General features: G+C 67.3%; 21 protein-coding genes. 6 read left to right on the forward strand and 15 right to left on the reverse strand.

Features of this window, described 5'->3' with window-relative positions:
• Positions 1-165: 165 nt before the first annotated feature.
• The 4 genes from EAH68_RS11890 to EAH68_RS11905 form a co-directional block, all read right to left on the reverse strand.
• A complete protein-coding gene (locus EAH68_RS11890; protein ID WP_126121566.1) occupies positions 166-783 on the reverse strand; it encodes a malonic semialdehyde reductase in 618 nt (205 codons plus the stop codon).
• A 55-nt stretch (positions 784-838) separates the two neighbouring features.
• Positions 839-3,448, reverse strand: coding sequence for a DEAD/DEAH box helicase (locus tag EAH68_RS11895; protein WP_126121567.1), 2,610 nt, complete (start codon positions 3,446-3,448; stop codon positions 839-841).
• A gap of 18 nt (positions 3,449-3,466) precedes the next feature.
• Positions 3,467-5,098: an FAD-binding oxidoreductase gene (locus EAH68_RS11900; RefSeq protein WP_164546483.1), complete on the reverse strand. Its 1,632-nt coding sequence runs from the start codon at positions 5,096-5,098 to the stop codon at positions 3,467-3,469.
• Positions 5,099-5,234: 136 nt separating this feature from the next.
• Complete coding sequence (locus EAH68_RS11905) at positions 5,235-6,161, reverse strand: AraC family transcriptional regulator (RefSeq protein WP_126121569.1); 927 nt, start codon at positions 6,159-6,161, stop codon at positions 5,235-5,237.
• A 68-nt stretch (positions 6,162-6,229) separates the two neighbouring features.
• Between EAH68_RS11905 and EAH68_RS11910 the strand changes: the two genes are divergently transcribed.
• The 4 genes from EAH68_RS11910 to EAH68_RS11925 all read left to right on the forward strand — a co-directional run bounded on the left by EAH68_RS11910 (position 6,230) and on the right by EAH68_RS11925 (position 9,373).
• The gene (locus EAH68_RS11910) at positions 6,230-6,964 is read left to right on the forward strand and encodes a CBS domain-containing protein (RefSeq protein ID WP_241228440.1); all 735 of its coding nucleotides are present in this window, start codon (positions 6,230-6,232) and stop codon (positions 6,962-6,964) included.
• 70 nt (positions 6,965-7,034) lie between these two features.
• Entirely contained in the window at positions 7,035-8,147 is a 1,113-nt protein-coding gene (locus EAH68_RS11915) for an LLM class flavin-dependent oxidoreductase (protein ID WP_126121571.1), read from the forward strand.
• Positions 8,148-8,810, forward strand: a complete 663-nt coding sequence (locus tag EAH68_RS11920) for an FMN reductase (RefSeq protein ID WP_126121572.1) — start codon at positions 8,148-8,150, stop codon at positions 8,808-8,810.
• Positions 8,811-8,812: 2 nt separating this feature from the next.
• Positions 8,813-9,373, forward strand: a complete 561-nt coding sequence (locus tag EAH68_RS11925; protein WP_126121573.1) for a transglutaminase-like domain-containing protein — start codon at positions 8,813-8,815, stop codon at positions 9,371-9,373.
• Here EAH68_RS11925 and EAH68_RS11930 read toward each other — a convergent pair whose 3' ends face one another.
• From EAH68_RS11930 to tpx, 8 genes are all read right to left on the reverse strand, one after another.
• Positions 9,374-11,044 carry a glycerol-3-phosphate dehydrogenase/oxidase gene (locus EAH68_RS11930; RefSeq protein WP_126121574.1) on the reverse strand — a complete coding sequence of 557 codons (1,671 nt, stop codon included), beginning with the start codon at positions 11,042-11,044 and terminating at the stop codon, positions 9,374-9,376. It lies immediately after the preceding gene.
• A complete protein-coding gene (gene mtnC / locus EAH68_RS11935) occupies positions 11,041-11,766 on the reverse strand; it encodes an acireductone synthase (protein WP_126121575.1) in 726 nt (241 codons plus the stop codon). Before mtnC ends, EAH68_RS11930 begins: the two co-directional genes overlap by 4 nt.
• A gap of 8 nt (positions 11,767-11,774) precedes the next feature.
• Positions 11,775-12,359, reverse strand: a complete 585-nt coding sequence (locus EAH68_RS11940) for a 1,2-dihydroxy-3-keto-5-methylthiopentene dioxygenase (protein WP_126121576.1) — start codon at positions 12,357-12,359, stop codon at positions 11,775-11,777.
• 10 nt (positions 12,360-12,369) lie between these two features.
• Positions 12,370-13,920, reverse strand: a complete 1,551-nt coding sequence (locus EAH68_RS11945) for a xylulokinase (protein WP_126121577.1) — start codon at positions 13,918-13,920, stop codon at positions 12,370-12,372.
• 95 nt (positions 13,921-14,015) lie between these two features.
• Positions 14,016-15,290 carry a histidine--tRNA ligase gene (gene hisS / locus EAH68_RS11950; protein ID WP_164546484.1) on the reverse strand — a complete coding sequence of 425 codons (1,275 nt, stop codon included), beginning with the start codon at positions 15,288-15,290 and terminating at the stop codon, positions 14,016-14,018.
• A 15-nt stretch (positions 15,291-15,305) separates the two neighbouring features.
• Positions 15,306-15,947, reverse strand: a complete 642-nt coding sequence (locus EAH68_RS11955; protein ID WP_206436409.1) for an MBL fold metallo-hydrolase — start codon at positions 15,945-15,947, stop codon at positions 15,306-15,308.
• A 10-nt stretch (positions 15,948-15,957) separates the two neighbouring features.
• Complete coding sequence (locus EAH68_RS11960; protein WP_126121579.1) at positions 15,958-16,527, reverse strand: hypothetical protein; 570 nt, start codon at positions 16,525-16,527, stop codon at positions 15,958-15,960.
• Positions 16,528-16,634: 107 nt separating this feature from the next.
• Complete coding sequence (tpx, locus tag EAH68_RS11965; protein WP_126121580.1) at positions 16,635-17,132, reverse strand: thiol peroxidase; 498 nt, start codon at positions 17,130-17,132, stop codon at positions 16,635-16,637.
• Positions 17,133-17,231: 99 nt separating this feature from the next.
• On the opposite strand from tpx, the gene EAH68_RS11970 reads away from it, so the two are divergent.
• Together EAH68_RS11970 and EAH68_RS11975 are read left to right on the forward strand one after the other, a co-directional pair.
• Positions 17,232-18,077, forward strand: coding sequence for a peptidylprolyl isomerase (locus EAH68_RS11970; protein ID WP_126121581.1), 846 nt, complete (start codon positions 17,232-17,234; stop codon positions 18,075-18,077).
• A 111-nt stretch (positions 18,078-18,188) separates the two neighbouring features.
• Positions 18,189-18,542: a hypothetical protein gene (locus tag EAH68_RS11975; protein ID WP_126121582.1), complete on the forward strand. Its 354-nt coding sequence runs from the start codon at positions 18,189-18,191 to the stop codon at positions 18,540-18,542.
• Between the two features lie 167 nt (positions 18,543-18,709).
• Here EAH68_RS11975 and EAH68_RS11980 read toward each other — a convergent pair whose 3' ends face one another.
• The 3 genes from EAH68_RS11980 to EAH68_RS11990 are packed head-to-tail and all read right to left on the reverse strand — an operon-like array spanning position 18,710 to position 23,116.
• On the reverse strand, positions 18,710-20,995 hold the full coding sequence (locus tag EAH68_RS11980) for a RelA/SpoT family protein (protein WP_126121583.1): 2,286 nt from the start codon (positions 20,993-20,995) through the stop codon (positions 18,710-18,712).
• A complete protein-coding gene (locus EAH68_RS11985) occupies positions 20,992-21,552 on the reverse strand; it encodes an adenine phosphoribosyltransferase (protein WP_126121584.1) in 561 nt (186 codons plus the stop codon). The genes EAH68_RS11980 and EAH68_RS11985 overlap by 4 nt, the downstream gene beginning before the upstream one ends.
• On the reverse strand, positions 21,545-23,116 hold the full coding sequence (locus EAH68_RS11990) for an ABC transporter substrate-binding protein (RefSeq protein WP_241228447.1): 1,572 nt from the start codon (positions 23,114-23,116) through the stop codon (positions 21,545-21,547). Before EAH68_RS11990 ends, EAH68_RS11985 begins: the two co-directional genes overlap by 8 nt.
• Positions 23,117-23,209 lie beyond the last annotated feature (93 nt).

The raw sequence follows: 23,209 nt of genomic DNA on the forward strand, positions 1-23,209 counted from the left end.
CATCGCTTTCCTGTTCGATGATGACGCTAGACCATGGCCGGGACATGGGGGTGAACTCCGGGGTCAACCGTGACTAAAGGTCCAGTTCAGGGGATATTTATTTAATGAAAATGGGCACCATTTCCATTTACCAGGAAACGGTACCCACGAGGCAGGAGCGAGATTCTAGAGGGTCTCTACGACCTCTTCGAAGCCGAGGCGCGGCAGGCGGTCGAACCAGGCGCCCTCCTCGGCAGGCTTGCCCATGTTGATGGCGACGAGCACTCGGTGGCGACCGTCCGGGAAGAACTCCTTGGACAGGGCCGCAGCGTCCATGCCGGTCATCGGGCCGGCGGCGAGACCTGCGGCGCGGATGCCGATGATGGCGTAGCCGATCTGCAGGCCGGCGTTGAGTTCGGCAGTACTGACACGACCGGCCTCGTCCTCAGCGAAGATGTCGCGGGCACCCTCGAAGTGCGGGAAGACCTTCGGCAGCTCGTCGTGGAAGTCGATGTCCGCGGCGAGCAGGGCGACGGCCGGGGCCTGCTCGGCCTTCTTGCGGTTACCCTCTGCCAGGTGGGGAAGCAGGCGGGCCTTGGCCTCATCGGAACGCACTACGACGACGCGCAGCGGCTGGATGTTCATCGAGGTCGGCGCCCACTTGACCAGGTCGAAGATCGCGTTGATCTGCTCGTCCGTGACCGGCTCGTCAGTGAAGGCGTTGGCGGTGCGGGCCTCCCGGAACAGAATGTTCTGGGCTTCCTCGTTGATGACGAGGGGGTTCTTGTTGTCAGTGTCAGTCATACCCAGTAGAACTCCCTGGCCAGCTGTTTCATTCCCCAGCTTAGGGTGACCTTGGTCACGGGTTGTAATCCAGTCGTTCCCGCTCCGCGGCGATGATGGCCTCGGCCAGCTGCCCTTCGGTGATGTCGACGGCGTCATGGACCTGAGCGGATTCGCTGGGGCGGGCGAAGGCGTCGAAAAGCTGGGCCTTGCCGACGAGCATCTCCAGCATGCGTTCATCGACGGTGTCGTCGCCGATGAGGCGGTGGACCAGAACTGTGGAGGTCTGTCCCATGCGGTGGGCGCGGGCGATAGCCTGGGCCTCAACGGAGGGCTTGACCTGGGGCTCCACGATGATGACCACGCTGGCGGACTGGATGTTCAGCCCGGTGCCTCCGGCGGTGATCTGTGCGAGCAGGACGGAACCGGCGGGGGCGGTGGAGAGGGCGTCGATAAGCTCCTGGCGCGCGGCCGGGTTCACGGCGCCGGAGAGACAACCGACGACGCGCTCACCCAGGTCGGCGGCAAGCACGTCGAGGACGTCGAGGAAATAGGTGAAGATGAGCACCTTGCGGCCGGACTCCTCCGCCTCCGCCACGATCTCCCGGATGCGTTCGAGTTTGGCGGGCACGACGTCCGGGGTGGTCATGGCGGCGCGGCGCATGGCCATGAAACTGCCCTGCCGCACCGCCCCGGCGTAGTGCCGCTCATCGGCCGGGCTGAGGTCGATCCAGTCGAGCTGCTCGAGCTTCTCCGGTAGTTCATCGAGCACATCGACCTGATTGCGCCGCAGGTAGGCGGGGGCGATGCGAACCCGGAAATCCACGGCGGCCATGCCCGACATACCGGCGCTGATCAGGTCGGGGGTGACGAAGCTGATCAAGGTGGCGAAGTCCTCCACCCGGTTCTCCAGCGGGGTGCCGGTGAGCAGGACAGCGTGGGAGGCAGTGTCGATGAGCGCGCGGACAGCGATGGTGCGGCCGGCGGCAGGGTTCTTGATCATGTGCGCCTCGTCCACAACGACCAGGTCCGGAATGGGGATCTGCATCGTGCGGGCCCCGTCGTAGGTGAGTACGCAGATCCCACCGGTGTCGGACCAGGCGGCGACCGCCTCCTCCTTCTCCGGACCGTGGGCCCGGTAGACGGGCAGGTCGGTGAAGCGGCGGGACTCACGTACCCAGTTGGTGATCACGGAGGCCGGGCACACCACGAGAGCGTGTCGACGCCCCTCCGCCGCCAGGTGGGCGGCGACCGCCAGCGCCTGGACCGTCTTGCCCAGGCCCATCTCATCACCGAGGACCACCTTCTCCTGCACCAGGGAGAAACGGGCCCCGAAGGACTGGTAACCGCGCAGGTGGAGCTCGGTGAGGTGGGTGCGGTCGAGACGCAGTGAACGGATGCGCTCGAGGGTGTCGGCCGCGAGGTCCTCACCGCCCTCAACCTCCAGGTCCAGCAGGGTGGCCAGTAACCCCTGGTAGTGGGCGGGCCGGGAGAGGTAGTCCGCCCAGGTCTGCTCGCCGACGCTGACGGGGCGGGCGGGTTCGAGGATCTCCCGGTGCGCATCCGCCCAGGCGATGTCGTCGGTGAACTGCCGCCAGTCGGCTGTCTCCGCGGTGAGCGCCACGTCCCAGATCCCACCGCCCGCGGGGACCTCGGCGGAATACTGCAGGATCCGTCGTCGACGGGCCCGCTGGAGCTCGTCGAGGGTGTTGATCCGGTCGAACTGGGCCAGCACCCGGACCAGTGCCGTCGCGGCAGCGGTGGCGGTGTCGCCGATGCCGGTGGAGTGGGTGGCCACGGCCTCGCGACGCAACGTCTCCGCCGCGGCCCTGAGCCGCCGGGCGGTCTGCACCCCGATGCCGCGCACCTGGGTGAGACGCCCCACGGGGAGATCGAGCACATCGGCGACGGTGGCCACCCCGATGGTCTCCAGGCCGGCGAATCGCAGGCGTTGACTTGTGGCGGTGCGCAGGGCGTCGACGGGCAGCTGGCGCAGCAGGATGCGGGCGCGCTCATCGGTCAGGGCGGTGAGCAGGCGCTCGGCCCCGGCACGCAGCGCGGGTTCCGAGTGCGGGTCGTGCTGCAACACCCGGGCACGGCTCAGGACCCGGGACTGCTGGTCGGCGTCGTGGCGGGTGAAGTGCAGTCCCCGGTGCCCCACAGCCTGTTCGAAGCCGGCGCGGGCGGCGGCGATGAAGTGGTCGGGTGTTCCGTGGACCCCGGGCTGCAGGTACACTCCCCTGGCCTGTGTCTGCTGCGCAGCCTGCACCACGTCGACGACCTCCGGCTCAGACAGCCGGCCCTGCAGCTGCCCCGCAGCCTGCCTGGCCTGAGCCAGCCCCGTCCCACCGAAGATGCGGCGCAGCAGACCCGGCGCGGCGTGACGGGCCTTCTCCCGCAACGCGGGGAGCTCAGCCGTGGCAGCCACCCAGCGGCGCAGCTGCTCCCTGGCGCCCGGCAACCGCTCGAGTTCAGCGTAGGCGTAGAGGTCGGCCGGCCAGTCGACGGCACCGGGTGGGATAAGCCAACCGATACCTTCGGGGAGCTCGACGGTGCCGCGGGTGGAGGGGGTAAGTGCGGGGGCGTCGATAAGCGGGGTGAGGGAACGGGCGCGGTCAATCACACCGTCTGCCCGGCTGAGCAGAGCGGCGAGCTCCGCCCGGGTGAACTCGGCCATGTCGGCCATTGTCTCACCAGGAGGAAACTACCGGTCGTCGGCACCCAGTTCGCGCAGTCGACGAGGCCAGATGCCCTGCTTACCCGGTGAGAGGATTCCCTTGGGATCCAGGGCGTCCTTGATGCGCTCATTGAAGTCCAGCTGGATGTGGTTGTTGTAGCCGAACAGGGAGGCGACCAGATCCATATAGTCAACGTGCGCACGGTATTCCGCGTAACCGAGTTCACCCAGTTCGGCGATGAGTTGCCGGCAGGTCTCGTAGGCCTGGGGGGCAGATTCATCCTCGAGGTTGAAGATGATCACGGCGACATGGATGGCATGACGCTGGTGGATCAGGAAGGTCGAGGTGTAGTCCAGCCCGATGCCTTCGACACGTTGCTTGACCAGGTCGCGAATGCGGGCTCCGTCCCGCCCTGTCAGGGGCACGAGGGAGGAGAAGGTCATGTGCCCACCGCGCTCTGCACCGATGAAGTCGGTGGCCTTGAGCATACTCATGTCCGGGACGCAGGCCTGGACCTTCATGTTCTGGTCGAACTCCTCCACCGGCAGATCATTTCCCGGGTGCTTCTGCCCGACGATACGCACCCCCTCCACGGCCTCGAGGGTCTGTTTGACGATCTTGAACTGCTCATCCACCACGGATTCCGCCCCGTAGAGGGCGAAGCGCATGCTCCAGGCGCCGACACCCAGCCGGTCGCGGGCGTAGGCCTCCGCCGCCTCCTGTGGGACGGGACCCTCACCATCGTAGATCTCGTTGCGGTCGTGACCGCCGGAGAAACTGAGCGCCCCCAACGCATTGAACATGGACGGGATATTCATGATCGTACGGTTGAGCATGAGGGGACGGAGGGCCTCCAGGAACGGCTCCACCAGATCATCGCTGTCCAGCATGGCGAAGCACGGCATGTAGATCTCCGGCTCCGGGAAGCAGTGGTAACCCATCCGGGTCACGATCCCGTAGTTGGACTGCATGAAGATGCCGTCGGCGGTCGGGCCGTAGCCGCGGGGTGAGAGGTGCCAGGTCCGGTTGTTCTCCATGGCGCCCATACCGGTGCGCATGATCTCGCCGTCCGCCAGGACGACCTCCATGCCACAGACAGCACCGGCGTGGTCGCCGTAGACCGAGTAGCCGATACCGTGGTCCATAGCGTTGCCCACCACGCTGCCCCAGCCGATGTCGGGCACATCCGCCCAGAGACGGGAACGGCGTGCACGCAACTCTTCGTAGAGCTGGTTGTAGGAGACACCGGGCTCCACCACCACGTAACCGAGTTCATCGTTGACCTCGACGACCTTGTTCATCCGGCGCAGGTTGACCACCACGGAGCCGGGTAGGCGGGGAGCAGAACCACCGTAACCGAGGTTGCGGCCCTGGGAAGTGGTCCACAGGGGGACCTCGTACTCGTTGGCGATTCGGACGATGTCCTGCACCTGCTCGGTGTTGGTCGGCTGGAGAACCACCGGCGGAATGAGCTCGACCCACTCATCGGGTGAGAAAGGATCGCCGAACTCTCGGGCAGCGTCTCCGGTGAGCACGCCTTCCTCTCCGAGGACCTTCCGGAACTTCACTACGGCAGCATCAAGCCTCTCTGGGGTGAGGCCGAAATCCTCGGCGGTGTAGGAGCGCTTGGAAGCAGCCGATGAACCTGCAGTTACCATGATCGGGCACCTTTCTGTGATCATTTCCCGCCTGACCCGGCGGCCGTGCCGCCCGGACGGGGAGTGAACGTGTCCACCCAAACTAGGTGGAGAAGGTGGGTGCGGGCGATCCAATTTCGGCCGAATATATTGCAGTTCAGGCCATCCCGGGGTGAGATGGGAGACGTCGCCGGGACCGGTAGCTCGACGGTGATTGCCCGGTGTGCCGGGAGAATACCCGTGAGAAATTTGCCGGAGTGCCGAAACCGGATTCCACCGCGATCTGGCTCAGCGACAGCTCCGTCCCGGCGAGCAGTTGACGGGCGCAACTGACACGGGCGGCACTGATGCATGCCCCCACAGAGGCATCGTGGCGCTGGAACAGCCTGGAGAGGTGCCGGGTGGACAGGTTCACGGCCTCAGCGACGTCCTTGACCATCAACCCGTCCTCCGCGAAGTGTTCGGAGATGAAGCTCATCGCAGCACTGAATATGGCGGTGTCCGACTGCCCCCGGAGCAGCGAATCGATCCGCAGCCGCAACCCGTGGAGCGCTGTCTCAGCACTAGGGACTCCCTCGGCGACCATGCGGAACAGCTCCCGGTGCGGGAGGCCACCCGGCGTGCGCAGCTCTCTGCCGAACTTCATCACCGACTGATCGGTCGGGAAAAAGTCCTGGTGGACACAGGAACGGGGCAGTTCCAGCATCAGGATGGCGGTGTCGCGGGGAAACGAGAAGACATACTGCTCATCTGGAGCAAAGAGCACAGTCTCCCCGGGGCCTGCCAGGTGGATCACCGACGATGAGTAGTAGGACGCCTGCCCTTCGATCACGAGGGAAGCATAGTAATGGGAGTGGCTCGCCCCGGGCATGGTCAAGCTGCGGTCGAGCACGTGGTCATGAACCTGAAAACCGTGGACCCGGAACTCATCATGCTCCAGCTCGGTATGGGTGGCCACCAGGCCGGCCTTGTTGAAGACACGGTAGTCGGATTCTCCCAGGGCGCCGCCGAGATGCTCCTGCCAGGCCCTGGCCCGGTCCCGGGGCGCAAAGTGCTCGGTGGAGAAATGACGGTGTCTGGTCATGGCGGTCCTGCTCCCTCTCCAGAATGTCTTCGGGCCATGTCGGCCATTGTCTCACTAGGCTGGGCTGTGTGAATGAGCAGACCTCCCCCAACCGGGCGATTCCTTTCCTGGCGGCATTCAACGACATCGAGGATTTCCTCCGCGATCTGTTGAACGCGAAGAAGTCGGATAATTTCCGCTGGATGGTTGATCTGGCGGCGCGCAAGCATCTGCTCTCGGATGAGCATGCGGATGATCTCAAGGAGTTCGCGGAGCTGCGCAACGCGATCAGCCACGGTCTGTACACGGAGGACATGCGGCCGATTGCGGAACCGCTTCCGGAGACGGTCGCGGAGATTGAGCGGATCCGGGATCTGCTGCGTAACCCTCCCACGGCACTTGGCGTGCTGGGGCACCATGACGTGCACACCTTCTCGCCCGGGGATGACATCCGGGAGGCGCTGCAGATCATCCGCCGGACGCGGATCTCCCAGTTCCCCATCTACGAGGGTGGCCGGTTTGTGGCGTTGCTGACCACGAACACGATTGCGCGGTGGGTGGCGGCGGACCTGGACGACAACGACCATCTCGATGCCCGCTCCGTCGCCGAGGTCCTCGACTGGGCGGAGGAGAACGACCGGGCGGTGTTCCTGGCCAAGGATGTGCTGGCGCAGGAGGCGATCGACGCGCTGACCACGCCGCGGAAGGACGGTTCGCTGCCGCGGGCGGTGGTCCTCACGGAGGAGGGGCGCAAGGATCAGCGCCCCATCCGCGTGATCGGCGGTTCGGACCTCGCGGAGCTTCTCGACGCCGTGGACAACTGACCCGCTTGACCTGATGTTGACATGTCACATATGGTGGGTTCAACAACTTCCAGTCAGGAGATAACACACCATGCAGTTCGGCATCTTCACCATCGGCGACGTCACCACGGACCCGACCAACGGCACCACCCCCACCGAAGGTGAGCGCATCCACGCCATGACGCAGATGGCGCTCAAGGCCGAGGAGGTGGGCCTGGATGTCTTCGCCACCGGCGAGCACCACAACCCCCCTTTCGTCCCCTCCTCCCCCACCACGCACCTGGCCTACATCGCCGCGAAGACTGAGAAGCTGCAGCTGTCCACCGCCACGACGCTGATCACCACCAATGATCCACTCAAGATCGCCGAGGACTACGCCTTCCTCCAGCACCTGTCCGGCGGCCGCGTCGACCTGATGATGGGCCGCGGCAACACCGGGCCGGTCTACCCCTGGTTCGGCAAGGACATCCGCCAGGGCATCCCTCTGGCCATCGAGAACTATCACCTCCTGCGCCGCCTGTGGCGCGAGCCGGTGGTCAACTGGCAGGGCCAGTTCCGCACCCCGCTGCAGGGATACACCTCCACCCCGGCCCCGCTCGATGACGTCCCGCCGTTCGTCTGGCACGGCTCCATCCGCTCCGTGCAGATCGCCGAGCAGGCCGCCTTCTACGGTGACGGCTTCTTCCACAACAACATCTTCTGGAACAAGGAGCACACCGCGAAGATGGTGGACATCTACCGCCGCCGCTTCGAGTCATACGGACACGGCCGTGCCGACCAGGCCATCGTCGGCCTCGGCGGGCAGGTCTTCATCGGTGAGACCGAGCAGGCCGCCAAGGATTTCTTCCGCCCCTACTTTGACAATGCCCCGGTCTACGGCCACGGCCCCTCCCTGGAGGAGTTCACGGACATGACCCCGCTGACGGTGGGTACCGTCGAGCAGGTCATCGAGCGCACCATGGAGTTCGCCGACTGGGTCGGTGACTACCAGCGCCAGCTCTTCCTCATGGACCACGCCGGCCTGCCCCTGGAGGTCGTCCTCGAGCAGATCGAGATCCTGGGTACCCAGGTCGTGCCCGAGGTCCGCCGCCGCATGGAGGCCCGTCGCCCGGAGCACGTGCCCTCCAACCCGCCGACCCACGCCACACTCAAGGACAACCCGGAAGCCCCGCACTTCCAGGTCCGCCCGGGTGAGGAGAAGTAGATGCGCACCCTGACCGTCATCACCGCCGGACTGTCCAACCCGTCGAGCACCCGGCAGGTCGCGGACCAGATCGCCGCCGCCGCGAACGCCGCCGTCACCGCCCGTGGTGAGTCACTGACCATCGAGGTCATCGAACTGCGCGAGCTGGTCAACGACCTCGGCCGCGCCCTGACCACCGGCATGTCCTCGGAAGCACTCGATGAGGCGAAGGAGCAGGTCTCCGGCTCCGACGGGCTCATCGTGGTCACCCCGGTGTTCAAGGCCAGCTACTCGGGCCTGTTCAAGACCTTCTTCGACGTCCTCGACCAGGATGCCCTCAACGGTATGCCCACGATCATCGCGGCCACCGCCGGTACCGCCCGCCATTCCCTCGTCCTCGACCACGCGCTGCGCCCCCTCCTGAGCTTCATGCGTGCCTTTGTGGTGCCCACCGGAGTCTTCGCCGCGACCGACGACTTCGGTTCCGAGGAAGGTGCGGCCCTGGCGGACCGCATCGCCCGCGCCACAGGTGAGCTCGCCGATCAGATGGTCGCCTCCGCCAGCGTCGGCGGCCTCGGCGGGGTTACCTCCGCCGGTCAGGGCAGCCGCCGCCGCACGGGCGTGGACCCGGTGGAGAACCTCGTGCCCTTCACGGATCTGCTGCGCGGCCACGACGGGGACTGACCATGATGCATCTCGACGCCGAGTTCCTCGCCCCCACAACGCTCATCGACTCCGATGACCGCGACATCATCGCGCTGGCCGCGGCGTTGGCCGGGGATAACCCGGCGGAGACGGTGCGCAACATCTTCGTCTACGTCCGCGACCGCATCACCCATCCCGCCGACACCGGGGGCACGCACCTGGCGGTCTCCGCCTCGGACACGCTGCACTCGCGGGAGGGTGTCTGCTACGCCCAGGCCCATCTGCTCGTCGCCCTGTACCGGGCCGCGGGCATCCCGGCGGCCCTGCGCTATCAGCGGCTGGAGGACGGGGTGCTCCACGGGGTGGCCACGGTGTGGGCGCCGGACATCTCCGAGGTCGGGGGTTTCCTGCTCGTCGACCCCCGCTACCGCGAGAATGACCCCCGCCACAGCGGTGACTTCTGGCGCACCCGCGCCCTGCAGGCCCCCTTCGAACGCAATCTGCCCACCATCCACACGGACGTGGCGCCTGGGGTGGCCGCCGCGATGCGGAAAGCGACCGACGCGCAGGAGTTCCTGCGCTCCGGTCTGCCCCGCGGCTGATCAGCCGCGGAAGGCCTCGTCCAGCACCTCGACGCGGCCGCGCTGCGCGGCCAGGTAGGCGTCGACCTCTGCTTGTCGACGCTCCTCCGACCAGCCCAGCAATGGAGCGATGAGCGTGGCGACCTGCTCGACAACCGGGGCATCGACAAGCCCGAGGGTACCCACCGTCAGGCGGCGGTCCAGCACATCTGCCAGGGTGCGGGCGGATTCCTCGGTGACGGCGTAGACGGCCTGGGCGGCGATGTCAGCCGAACCGCCCAGCCGGGCCGTGAGAGTGCGGTCCCCTGCGACGAGCGCGAGGACCTTCTCGTGGGCAGTGCCGTAGAGGCGCGCCAGATGCACTCGGGTGTCGCGCGGCAGGCCGGCCTCCGGGACCCTGGCCGCGGCCGCGCTGAAAGCGGCGGCGACGGTGTCGTAATCACCGAAGGAGGTCGACAGGTCGAGATGACGGGAATCGAAGACACGGGTCGGCGGCAGATGCTGCGCACTGGCCTCGATGACCGTGTCCATGACCTTCTCCCCCATCTTGCGGCCCGTCGTCCACTTGCCGCCGGAGACGGTGAACAGGCCGGGCAGGCCGTTGGGGCCGTGATCGCGGATGTCGAAACGCCGGGAGGAGGTGTAGGTGTCGTTGCCGTCGTCGATGAGCGGACGCACACCGACGATGGTGTCCTGCACGTCCGCACGCACCAGCGGACGGACCGAGACGGAATCAAGGGTCTCGCGTAGCAGGTTGATGTCCGCCACCGTCGTCTCCGTCGACTCAGCCGGGGTATCCGTCGGCCCGACCAGGGTGCGGCCCTCCCAGGGGTTGACCACGATGTGGCGGCCGTTGCGGCCCCGGACATAGACCGCGTCCCGGTTGCCCAGGTCCCGGGTGAACAGGTGCACACCCTTGGCCTGCTTGACCCGCACGCCGGCGTCCTCGGCGAGATCACCCAGCACTTCAGCAACCCAGGGGCCGGCGGCGTTGACGGTGACCGTCGCCTCGATCTTCTCGGTCATCCCGGTGATACCGTCGCGCACCTGTATGCCGCGGATCCGCTCGCCCGGGCGACCCAGCAGACCGGTGACCTCGGCGTGGTTGACGGCCGTGCCGCCGTCGGCGACGAAGGTGTTGAGGATGGCCAGCAGGAGCCGCTCCGGGTGGATGTTGAGGGTGTCGTCGTGCCGCCACGCCCCCACCAGCCCCTCCGGGTCAAGCCAGGGGACCTGATTCAGCAGTTTCTTCTTCCCGATCCACCGGAAACGGGGCGAGCGGACATCCTTGGGCATGCCGATGTTGCGCCCCAGCGCCATCGCCTCGTAGAGGGCCACGCCGGCACCGAGGACCGGGGCCGGCGGGCTGGACCAGTCATAGGCGGTGAGCAGGAAACTACGCGGCTGCACCAGGTGCGGGGCCGCCAGACCCAGGTAGTGGCGCTCCGAGACGGATTCCGCCACCACCCCGAAGTCGTACTGCTCCAGGTAGCGCAGGCCACCGTGGATCGCCTTCGTGGTGGCGGCGGAGGTGCCGGAGCCGTAGTCCTCGCGCTCCACCAGGAGGGTGCGCAGACCGCGGCCGGCCGCATGGCGGGCAACCTGGACGCCGGTGATGCCGCCCCCGATGACGGCGACATCATATTTCCTGCGCAGCGGGGCACCGAGGACCCGCTCGTCGAAAACACTCACCCCCAGACCACCTGGTCGAAGGACGAGATCTCCGGGTGCTCCCCCACACCGCGGTCGTAGTGCTGGTCGCCTTCGCGGCGCACACCGACCGTGGCCCAGCCGTCCTCGCGGGCTCCGTCGAGCTCCTCGACGAGGTCGGAGAAGAACAGCAGTTTGTCGGCCGGCACGCCGATGGCCTCGCGAATGGTCGCGTAGGAGGAGGCCAGCTTCTTCGGTCCGGCGTTCTCGGTGTCGAAGTGCCCGGTGAACATCGGCAGCAGGTCGCCCTCCGGGGAGTTGCCGAACCAGGCGGTCTGGGCGTTGACGGAACCGGAGGAGAAGATCTTCAGGTCGATGCCCTCCTCATGCCAGCGGCGGATCGCCGGGATGGAGTCGTCGAAGAAATGCGAGGTCAGATCCCCACGGTTGAATCCGTCGGCCCAGATCAGTCCCTGCAGGGTCTTCAGCGGGGTGCGCTTCTCATCGTTGTCCAGCCACTCCTCGAGCTGGTCGACGAGCGTGTCCACGTTCACGTGCGCCCCCATCTCACCTTCCTGCATGATCTGGGCACTTGCGCGGGCGACGTCCGGATGGTCGCTGTGCTCACGCAGCCAGCTGCCGAAACGCTCACGGGAATAGGGGTAGAGGGTGTCGTGGACGAACCAGGTCGAGGAGGTGGTGCCCTCGATATCCAGGACGATGACGTCGGGGCGGGGCAGGATGACGGTGGGGAGATTATTCACGGGCGTGTCTACTTTCCGCCGCGGCTGGCGGCCAGGTCATCGTGGGTGGGGAAGGACGCGGAGATGGGGTCGCCGGTGAAGTCACCGACCCAGCCCTCCCCGTCGTGGAAGAAGCGGATGGCACAGAACTGCGGGTCAGAGATGCCCATGTCGAACCAGTGGGTCGCGCCCTCCGGCACGGACACCAGGTCCCCGCGCTCGCAGAAGATGGCGGAGACGGTGTCACCGATGCGGAGGTAGAAGGTACCCGTGCCCTCGACGAAGAAGCGGACCTCGTCGTCGTCGTGGGTGTGCTCGTCGAGGAATTTCTCCCGGGCGCCGCGCGCCATCCCGGCGAAGTCCGGCTGGCCGGTGTTCTTCAGGCGGGCGACGTCGACGGTGGTGAAGTTCTCCTCCGCGCTGATGCGGGCGACTTCTTCGGCGTAGGCGGCCAGCACGGCCTCCTGGTCGGCGTCGTCGGGCAGCTCACGGGTGGGCCACTGGTCGTAGCGGACATCGACTTCCGCGAGACGGGCGCGGATGGCCTCCGGATCCTCGCTGCGGAAGGTCTCGGTGGACGGGTCGTCGGTGTTCCACGTGACGAGCAGGGTCATGGTTTCTCTCCTAGTTGTCGTTGAGTTCGCGCAGGGATCGCACGGCGGCGAAGACCTCCTGCATGGGACGTGCCAGCAGGTCACGGCGGATGGCGGCGGCCTTCCGGTAGATCCCGTGGATGGCCGGGTCCGGGTGGTGGGACACTCCCCCGGCGTTCCACTCCGCCAGCTGTGCGGCCAGGCCCGGGGAGGTGCCCAGACCCTGATTGACCAGGGCGGCGTTGGCGAGCACGGGGCCGTCGACGCGGTGGGGTCGCCGCCATGGGATACCGGTGACGTCTGCCTTGATCTGGTTCCAGATGCCACTGGCCGCGCCACCGCCGGTGACCAGCACTTCGCGCAGTTCCACCCCGGCGCGCTGGGCGACGCCGAGGGTGGCTGCGTATTCGTAGGCGACGGCCTCCAGTGCGGAGCGCCACAGCCGGGCGGTGTCGGTGCCGGAGTCCATGCCCAGCCAGGAGCCGGAGGCGTCAGGGCTGTCCGGGTTGCCGCCGGCCAGGTACGGCAGGAAGAGCACGCCGTCGGAGCCGGGGGCGACACCGGCGGCGAGTTCGTCGAATTCGCGGTAGACGGAGTCGTCGCCGTCGAGACGCGCGATCTGGTCGCGGAACCAGCGCAGGGACAGTCCGCCGGCACGGATATAACCCCAGTAGAAGGACTGGCCCGGGATGGTGCCCAGGCTGTAGAGCATGCCCGGCATGGCGGTGACCTCCGGGACGATGCCGTCGACGCCGACGGTGAGGATGCTGGTGGTGCCTGCGGAGTCGGTGGACTGGCCGACCTCCACCATGCCGGAGGCGAGGTTGGACTGCATGACGTCACCGGCACCGGCGATGACCGGTGTGCCCGCGGGCAGGCCCGTGACTGCCGACGCCGCCGCGGTCACCTCCCCTACGACCGCGTCGGAGGGCACGATGCGCGGCAGGATGTCCATGGGCAGGCCGAAGGCGGCGAACTGCCCGGGTGAGAAGGCGCGGGTGTTCTCGTCCCAGCCGACCATCCAGCCGGAGGCGTGGGTCGGGTCGGTGAACATCTCCTCCTGGCGCAGGCCGGCCAGGCGGGCGGCGACGTAGGGGGCGACGGAGACGGAACGGGCGACGCGTGCCCAGATGTCGGGCTGGTTGTCGCGGATCCACTGCAGCTGGAAGGGCGCGGCGTAGGCGTCGAGGGTGGAGGTGCCGGACTCGGTGAGCCACAGCGGCTCCAGTTCCTCGGTTGCCCGGATGGCATGCCCCTGGGCGCGGGTGTCCAGGCTGGTGATCAGCGGGTGGAGGATGGTGCCCTCGGTGTCGAGAAGCACCTGGCCGACGAGGATGCCGGACAGGGCGATGCCGGCGACGTCCGAGCGGCTGATGCCGGCGGCGACGGCCTCGTCGAGGGCCGTGGCGATGGCGGTGAAGGCCGCGTCGACGAGGTGCTCAGGGTCCATCTCCGCGAGGCCGGGCCCGCGGTAGTTGATGGTGTGGGGGATGTAGGCGCGCCCCACCTGAACTCCGTCGGTGGTGTATACCCCGGCCTTGGTGCCCTGGGTGCCCACGTCGACTCCGATGGTGACGGCCATTCCGCACTCCTGAAATCACTTGGTCTATCGAGGATAGACCGGCTGGTCCATCCGCGTGGGGAGTACCTTAACAAAGCGACCTGGCGGCCCGATAATCAGGAGAGCCGCGCCACGACGTCGGCCAGCGCCACGTCCTCCTGGGTGTGGGCGGCCAGATCCTTGACCGCCACGGTACCGGCGGCCAGCTCGTTATCGCCGAGGACCAGGGCGTAACGGGCGTTGGCCCGGTCCGCACCCTTCATCGCGCCCTTGAGACCCCGGTCGCCGTAGGCCATGTCCGCGGACACACCGGCGGCACGCAGGTCGTTGATGAGCACGGCCATGGCCTTCTTCGCCTCCGCACCCAGGGCGACGCCGTAGACATCGACGCGGCGGCCGACGTCCTCGAGCGTGATGCCCTCGGCCTCCAGGGCGAGGACAGTGCGGTCGACACCGAGGCCGTAGCCGATACCCGAGAGATCCTGGCCACCGAGCTGGGCCATGAGCCCGTCGTAGCGGCCGCCGCCGCCGATGCCGGACTGGGCGCCCAGACCGTCATGGACGAACTCGAAGCAGGTCTTGGTGTAGTAGTCCAGGCCGCGGACCATGCGCGGGTTGATCACGTACGGCACGGACATGTCGTCGAGCAGGCCGGTGACCGTCTCGAAGTGCTCGCGCGCCGGGGTGGACAGGTGGTCGAGCATGAGGGGCGCGTCGGCGGTCATCTCCTGGACCTCCGGGCGCTTGTCGTCGAGCACGCGCAGCGGGTTGATCTCCGCGCGGTGGCGGGTCTCCTCGTCCAGCGGCAGTTGGAACAGGAACTCCTGCAGCTTCTCCCGGTAGGCGGGGCGGCAGGTGTCATCGCCCAGGCTCGTCAGCTCAAGGCGGAAACCGCTCAGGCCGAGGGCCCGGAAGGAGCGGTCGGCCAGGGCGACGATCTCGGCGTCGAGTGCCGGGTCGTCGACACCGATGGCCTCCACGCCGACCTGCTGGAGCTGGCGGTAGCGGCCGGCCTGGGGGCGTTCATAGCGGAAGAAGGGGCCGGCGTAGTTGAGCTTGACCGGCAGCTGGCCGCGGTCGAGGTTGTGCTCGATGACCGCGCGCATGACGCCGGCGGTGCCCTCGGGGCGCAGGGTGACGGAGCGGTCACCGCGGTCGGCGAAGGTGTACATCTCCTTGCTCACCACATCGGTGGACTCCCCCACGCCGCGGGCGAAGAGGGTGGTGTCCTCGAAGATGGGCAGCTCGATGTGCTGGAAACCGGCCAGGTGGGCCTGGTGGATGAAGGTGTCGCGGACCTTCAGGAAAACCGGGGAGACCGGCGGGATGTAGTCCGGGACCCCCTTGGGTGCGGACAGGGCGGCAAACTTGGCTGGTTTCTTCTCACTCACGGCTATCTACAGTACTCACATACCCAGCTGGAGCAGGAACGGGTTGCCCGCGCGCTCCGCCCGCATGGAGGTGGTGGCCCCGTGGCCGGGGAACAGCTGCAGCGAATCATCAAGCTCCCAGACCGGCCCCCGCAGGGTGGTGTCCATGAGGGCGGGGTCGGAACCCTCGAAGTCGGTGCGCCCGATCGACCCCTGAAAGAGCACGTCCCCGGTGAAGCAGAACTGCTCATGGACCAGCAGACAGCTGCCCGGGGAATGCCCCGGGGCGTGTCTGACCTGGAACGTCACACCGGCGAGCACCAGCTCCTGCCCGTCGACCAGGTCGCGGCGGTCGGTGACGGGGGTGATGTTCGCGGCGTCGAAAAGCACCTGGGACTGCCGGGACACGCCGTCCTTCCCCGCGAGCATGAAGGCGTCGTCCGGGTGGATGTGGACGGGCACGTTGTACTGACGGGCCAGGGTGCCGGCGTCGCGGGTGTGGTCGATGTGGCCGTGGGTGAGCACGACGGCGACCAGTTCGGAACCGGTCGCCCCGAGTGTCTGCTCGACCTGTTTGTGCGCGTGCATACCGGGATCCACGACGAAGGCCTCCCCCTCGTGGGAGAGGACGTAGGTGTTCGTGTTGTAGGGGCCGGCGGCGAATCCGTGGAGCTGCATGCCGGGCAGTCTAGCGCCCGGCCGGCTGGTACTCGTGCACGGTGTAGCTGACCTGGGCACTCCCGGCCTCATCGGCAAGCTGGACATAGGGCAGATGACAGTCATCGGCGAGCATCCAGCCGGTGGCGTGGTTCCCGGTGCGGACGGGGGTGCCGAGGGCGTCCGCGAGCTGCGCGGTGAGCGGCTCCCCTTCCGCCGCGGTGAAGGTGATCAGATGGGCGCCGTCGCCGCAGCCGGGCTGGCCGGCGGGGAACCAGTTGCCCCCGGGCCCCAGGATCAGCTGCGCCGGGCTGCCCTGCCAGACGGTGAGCTCGCCTTCCCAGCTGCGGATGTGCTCGAACCCGCCCCAGGTGTCGGAGGCCGCCGGGACTTCGGTGCCGTTGATGCTGTTCATCGCGGCCCGCTCAAGGGGCTGCGTGACCGGTTCCGGAGTCGGAGCGACCACAGCCGTCTCCTCGGCCGCCACGACAGCACCGGCATCATCCCGGGCACCGAGGCTCACCGCGGCGACCAGGCCGGCGATGGCTGTCGCGATGATGGTCAGCAGCGCGATAAGGGTGGTCCCCTCCGAGCGGGTCATGAACTCTCCTGGTGGTCCGGCGCAACGGTGAACCCGTCCATCATGGCAGAGAGACAGGTGGGCGTCGAAAAGCCCCGGACATCAGTCCGGGGCTGGTGGCGGGAATGTTACTGCAGGGCGTTGACGGCGGCGTCGTAATCCGGCTCGGTGGTGATCTCGTCGACGAGCTGGGTGTAGATGACCTTGCCGTTCTCATCCGCCACGATGACGGCGCGGGCCAGCAGACCCTGGAGCGGGGAGCCCTGGAGGGTCAGGCCGAAATCCTCACCGAAGGTGGAGCGGAAGGCGGAACCGGCGGTCAGGTTCTCGATGCCCTCGGAGGAGCAGAAACGGCCGTGGGCGAAGGGCAGATCCTTGGAGATACCCAGGACGACGGTGTTGTCCAGGGAGGTCGCCCGCTTGTTGAACTCACGGACGGAGGCCGCGCAGACACCGGTGTCCAGCGAGGGGAAGATGTTGAGCACGACGCGCCTGCCGGCGAAATCCGCCGGGGTGACCTCCGCGAGATCAGTGCCGACGAGGGTGAAGTCCGGGAGCTGGTCGCCGACGGCGGGGAGCTCACCTGCGGTGGTGGTGGGTTCGTTCTGGAAAGTTACGTTTGCCATGCCCCCACACTAGAGATGATCACCACACCGTGCCACGCGCACACACCGGGCACTACACTGACTGTCCGACATGCCCACCGACCACAGGAAGAGCCCGCTGTGACCGACAACAGGAAACGTGGCGAGGAAGCCCTCGTCAAGCTTGACCGCGAAATCAAGTCCCGCGACCGCGCCGAGAAGTCCCGTCCCGCGAAGGTCGGTGCGGCCGCAGCCGCGGCCATCCTGGTGATCGTCGGTGGCATCTGGTTCCTCACCACCCGCGACTCCGACGAGGAGATCACCGCCTCCGAGGAGACCACCACCAGCACCGAGGCCCCGAGCATGGAACCGCTGTCCATGACCCGTGCAATGGCCCTCCCGGAGACCGTCACCTGCGAGTACAGCGAGACCGGTGAGGCCTCCCGCGAGATCTCCACCCCTGCCACCGAGGACATCCCCACCACCGGCACCGTCAACATCACCCTGAACACCAACCAGGGCCCGGTCGGCATGGAGCTCGACCGCACCGTCGCACCCTGCACCGTCAACGCCGTCGAACACTTCGCCGACGAGGGCTTCTACGACGACACAGTCTGCCACCGCCTGACCACCTCCGGCATCTTCGTCCTGCAGTGCGGTGACCCCTCCGGCACCGGCGCCGGCGGCCCGGGCTTCCAGTTCGCCAACGAGTACCCCACCGACGAGCTTGACGAGCCCGCCACCTCCCCGGTGATCTACCCCCGCGGCTCCATCGCCATGGCCAACGCTGGCCCGGACACCAACGGCTCACAGTTCTTCCTCAACTACGCGGACTCCCCGCTGGCCCCGGACTACACCTACTTCGGTCAGATCTCTGAGGAGGGCCTGAGCACGCTCGATGAGATCGCTGAGACCGGTGTGGAGGGTGGGGCCGCCGACGGTGCCCCTGCCGAAGAGGTTCGCATCGAAACCGTTTCGGTCGACTAACAACAGGTCGGACAGTGTTCTTCCTGTTATAAAACGGTTGCATACTTGATATGGACGTTATATAGTGTGTCCAGTTCACAATCGCTCCCACCCACAAGAACAGGTAACTTCATGAAGCTCTTCTCCCGTAAGGCTCTTGCTGCAGTTGCAACCACCGTCGCCCTGACCACCGCCGGTGTCTCTGCTCCCGCCAACGCTGTCTCCAGCGCTCCGACGATCACCATCCTCGCTGAGGACAGCGCCCCCGCGGACAGCACCCCCGCCCCCTCCCTGGGCGGTTCCTCCGGAGCTGACGCAGCGGGCGGCGAGGAGAAGAAGGGCTCCAGCAGCGAGGATGCAGCGAAGGGCGAGGACAAGGGCTCCAGCGAGAATCCGAAGGACATCAAGGACTGGCTCGGAGTGGCCGGCACTGTCATCAGCCTGCTGGCAACCGTCTTCAGCTTCGTCCAGAAGCTGAACGCCTAAACCTTACCTGTTCAGGCAGTTCGCCGGGCCGTCTCCCCTACGGGGAGGCGGCCCGTATTTTATTGGCACTGACCGTGAGGACGCGGTCTCAGGGCCAGAGTGTGTGCCAAGTGCAACAGACCACCCCCGCAAGGATGAGCGGCTGCGGAGGTTGCGTCGGCAGTGAATCAGGCGGTCACGCGGTAGACGTCGAAGACCCCCTCGGTGTTGCGCAGCGTGGTGAGCAACTGCCCCAGCTGCTTGGTGTCGGAGACCGAGAAGGTCATCCGGATCATGGCGATGTGGTCGTCGGAGGAGTTCGAGTTCAACGACATCACCGACAGCTTCTGCTCGCTGAACACACGGGTGATCTCAAAGAGCAGCCCCTGCCGGTCCAGCGCCTCCACCTGGAGCGTCGCGGCGAAGGCCCCGCCGGTGACCCCGTCCTGGGCCCACGCGACGTGGATGAGCCGCTCCGGCTCCTGGCGCAGCTTCCCGGCGTTGGTGCAGTCGGTGCGGTGTACCGACACTCCCCCGCCGCGGGTGACGAAGCCGAAGATCTCATCACCCGGCACCGGCTGACAGCACTTGGCCATCTTCGCCATGACGTCGGGACTGCCCTCGACGAGCACCCCGGTCCCGGCCTCCGAATCCGAGGCGCGTGCCTTGGAGTTGATGATCTCGGAGAAGGGGGTGCGCGCGGCCAGGGCGTCGACGGCGTCGTCCTGGTCGCCGAAGATCGCCATGAGCTGGTTGGCCACGTGCTGGGCGGAGACGCTGCCCGCACCGATCGCGGTGTAGAGGGCATCGACGTCCGGGTAGTGCAGCTGCGTGGCCACCGTCTTCATCGACTGGGCGGTGAAGAGCCGGTGCATGGGCAGGCCGCCCCGCTGGACCTCCGCAGCGAGCGCGTCGCGGCCGGCCTCGAGGTGCTCCTCGCGGCGTTCCTTGGCGAACCACTGGCGGATCTTCGCCTTGGCCCGCGGGGAGACGACGAAGTCCTGCCAGTCCCGCGAGGGCCCGGCGTTCTGATCCTTGGAGGTGAAGACCTCCACCCGGTCACCGGACTTCAGGGAGGATTCCAGGGCGACGAGCTTGCCGTTGACCTTCGCCCCGATGCAGCGGTGGCCGACCTCCGTGTGCACGGCGTAGGCGAAGTCCACCGGGGTGGACTCAGCCGGCAGGTTGACCACGTCCCCCTTGGGGGTGAACACGAAGATCTGCTTGGCGGTGAGGTCGTAGCGCAGGGAGTCGAGGAACTCGTTGGGGTCCGCGGCCTCCTTCTGCCAGTCGAGCAGCTGTCGCATCCACGCCATCTGGTCGACTTCCTCACGGTCGCCCTTGTGGGAGCCCTTCGTCTCCTTGTAGCGCCAGTGCGCGGCCACACCGAACTCGGCGTTGAAGTGCATCTCGTGGGTGCGTACCTGCACCTCCAGCGGTCGGCCCTGGAGCGCCATCACGGTGGTGTGCAGTGACTGGTAGACGCCGAAGCGCGGGGACGAGATGTAGTCCTTGAACCGGCCCGGCAGCGCCGAATAGAGGGAGTGGACGACGCCGATGGCGGCATAGCAGTTGTTGACGTTGTCGACCAGGATGCGGATGCCCACGAGGTCGAAGATCTCGTCGAAATCCCGGCCGCGGACGATCATCTTCTGATAGATCGACCAGTAGTGCTTCGGCCGGCCCATCACCTCGGCCTCGATGTGGTTCTCCCGCAGCGCGGAGGTGACCTGCTCGCTGATCTCCTTCAGCGCCCGGTCACGCGACGGTGCCCGGTCAGCGACGAGGCGGACTATCTCATCGTATTTCTTCGGGTAGAGGATGGCGAAGGAGAGGTCCTCCAGCTCCCATTTGACGCTGGCCATGCCGAGGCGGTGGGCCAGCGGGGCGATGACCTCCAGGGTCTGCCGCGCCTTCTTGGCCTGTTTCTCCGGCGGCAGGAAACGCATCGTGCGCATGTTGTGCAGGCGGTCGGCGACCTTGATCACCAGGACGCGGGGGTCCTGGGCCATGGCGACGATCATCTTGCGGATCGTCTCCGCCTCTGCGGCGGCACCGAGGGCCACCTTGTCCAGCTTGGTCACCCCGTCGACGAGGCGGGCGACCTCGGCCCCGAAGTCCTCGGTGAGATCCTCGAGGGAGTAGTCGGTGTCCTCCACCGTGTCGTGCAGCAGCGCCGCGACGAGGGTGGTGGTGTCCATGCCGATCTCCGCGGCAATGGTGGCCACGGCCAGGGGGTGGGTGATGTAGGGATCGCCGGATTTCCGGAAGACCCCCTCGTGGAGCCGCTCGGCGGTCTCATAGGCGCGGGAGAGTACCTCGGCGTCGGCACGCGGGTGGATCTGCCGGTGGATGGACAGCAGCGGGTCGAGCACCGGGTTCGTCTTCGCACGGGCGCCGGTCAGGCTCCGGGCCAGACGGGCGGACATGCTCCGCACGCCGACATTGGAGCGGGGACGGGAACGGTCGGTCATTCGTTGATCACCACCAGCGGGAGGTCTGAGAGCCGGTCCCGGCCGCCGAGTTCCGGCACCTCCAGGACGACGACGTTGCCGACGACCTGGCCGCCGGCATGTTCAATGAGTCTGCGGGCGGCGACCAGGGTGCCGCCGGTGGCGAGCACGTCGTCGACAAGCACCACCTTCACTCCGTGCACATCCTGCCCGTCAGCGGGGATCTCCAGCGCGGCGGCACCGTACTCCAGGGAGTACTCCTCCGTGACCACCGGGGGCGGCAGCTTGCCCTTCTTGCGGATCGCCAGGATCCCCAGGCCGAGGTTGTAGGCCACCGCCGAACCGAGGAGGAAACCGCGGGCATCCAGTCCGCCGATCATCTCCGCGCCAAGGCGGCGGCAGGCATCGGAGAGCTCGTCGACGACGACCTGGAACGCATCCGCATCGGCCAGCACCGGCGTGAGATCCTCGAAGAGAACCCCCTCCTCCGGCCAGTCCCGCACGTAGCGGATCTTGTCGGCGAGCGCCTCCCTGGCGCTGCCGTACCTGGTGATGCGCTTCTGCGTCTCGTTAAGCACCGTTGTCCTCGCTTAGCCATCGGTCCATGTTCCAGCCGATCCCGGCCAGTCCCGTGTACACCACCACGTTACCCACTGTGCGGTCGATCACGAACCACCGGGGCTGGGCCGACAGGGGAATGGCAGGCACCTCCTCCCACAGCTGATTCTCCGCCTCCCGGAGGTAGCCGACATCCACCGCCCGGGCCGAGGCCGCACCGTACTCCGCCAGCGGATCCACCGCCATGAGCACGGCATCAAGACCGCCCTCGCGCACCACCGTCCCACCCCACCGGCCGGTGGTCGTCCGCGACAGATCCGCCAGGGTGGACGACTCCGCGGAAACATCCACCACCGTGATGCCGGCCTCCCCGCAGGACTGGGCGACCGCCTCAACCATCGCCGCCTTCCGCTCGTCGGGACCCAGGTAACCGATACGCACAGTGGCGCCAGCCAGAGCCCGGGCCCGCCCGATGTCGGCCGGCAGCTGTGGGTCCCCCACCTCCGCGAGCTGGGGCGCCATCGGGTCGTTGTGCGGCAGGGTGTGCAGCACCACCGGCGGGACCTCCACCCCGCTGATGCGCGAGGACACCGCCGCCACCGCCTGCTGGTCCACACAACCCGCGAAGGCACGCCTGGCCTCCGGGGTGGCGAAGAGCCCTGCGTCGGCGAGCACGAGAGTGTCGGTGAGGCTGCCCACCCGGCTCTCCACATCCAGGGTATTGGTCGGCTCATCCCGGTTGACCCAGGTGGGATTGGTGCTGTGGATGTCCGCGACCCGCACGGCATCCGTATCGACCAGGTGATGTGCGTCGGTCCCCCGCGGCCACACCACAATGGTGTCCAGATGCGGGGCGTCACCGTAGTAGTGCTCATTGGGCACGAGCACGACCTCGCCGTCCTCCCCCACCCGGTCGATGACGAAGGGGCCGGACGTGACCTGCAGCTCCGGGTCGAAGGTGGCCAGGTCAAAACCGCCACGCCAGACGGGCGCGACCTCCGCGAGGGTCTCCAGATCATCGGCCTGCAGAGCTGTGTGGAGTTCCTCCGTGCTCAGGCCGACCCGCGCCGCAATCGCATGCGCCGGCAGCGTCGAACCGGGCCCGAAGAGCTGGCGCCACCGTCCCCCGCCGTCCTCGTCGAAGACGACCGTGAAACGCTTCTGCCCCGGCTCACACTCCAACCGCAGGACGGACCGGGTCTGCGGCAGGTGGGAGCCGAAGAGCCCCTCATGCACCCCGGCCTTGTAGCTGAGCAGGAAATCCGTGCAGGTGACGGGCACTCCGTCCGAGTATTTCGCCCCATCGGCGATGGTGTAGATGACCTGCCGGTTCGCGCCGGGCAGCACCTGGGTGCTCATCAGGTCGGTGTTGGGGATCATCTGGCCGGCAGGCCCCGGCACGAAGACCGCCGGGTAGAGCCGGCCTGACAACGCCTCAGTGTTGGAGGAGGCCCCCACCTCACTCCCGGCGTTCGTGGTCAGCAGAGCGGTGTCCACGAGATAGCCGAAATGGTCCGTGGTGGCCAGTTCCGCGCCGCTGTCCCCGCCTCCCCCACCGGAGCCCGGGGAGCAGGCCACCAGCATCACCGAGGTGAGTGCGGCGACTGCCGCCGCCCTGGCGCGGCGCCTGCCCCTGAACCATTGTCCCGCCACGTCAAACCTACTTTCCGGCCCCCA

It is taken from the genome of Corynebacterium hylobatis, from assembly GCF_003955685.1.
Classification (GTDB): domain Bacteria; phylum Actinomycetota; class Actinomycetes; order Mycobacteriales; family Mycobacteriaceae; genus Corynebacterium; species Corynebacterium hylobatis.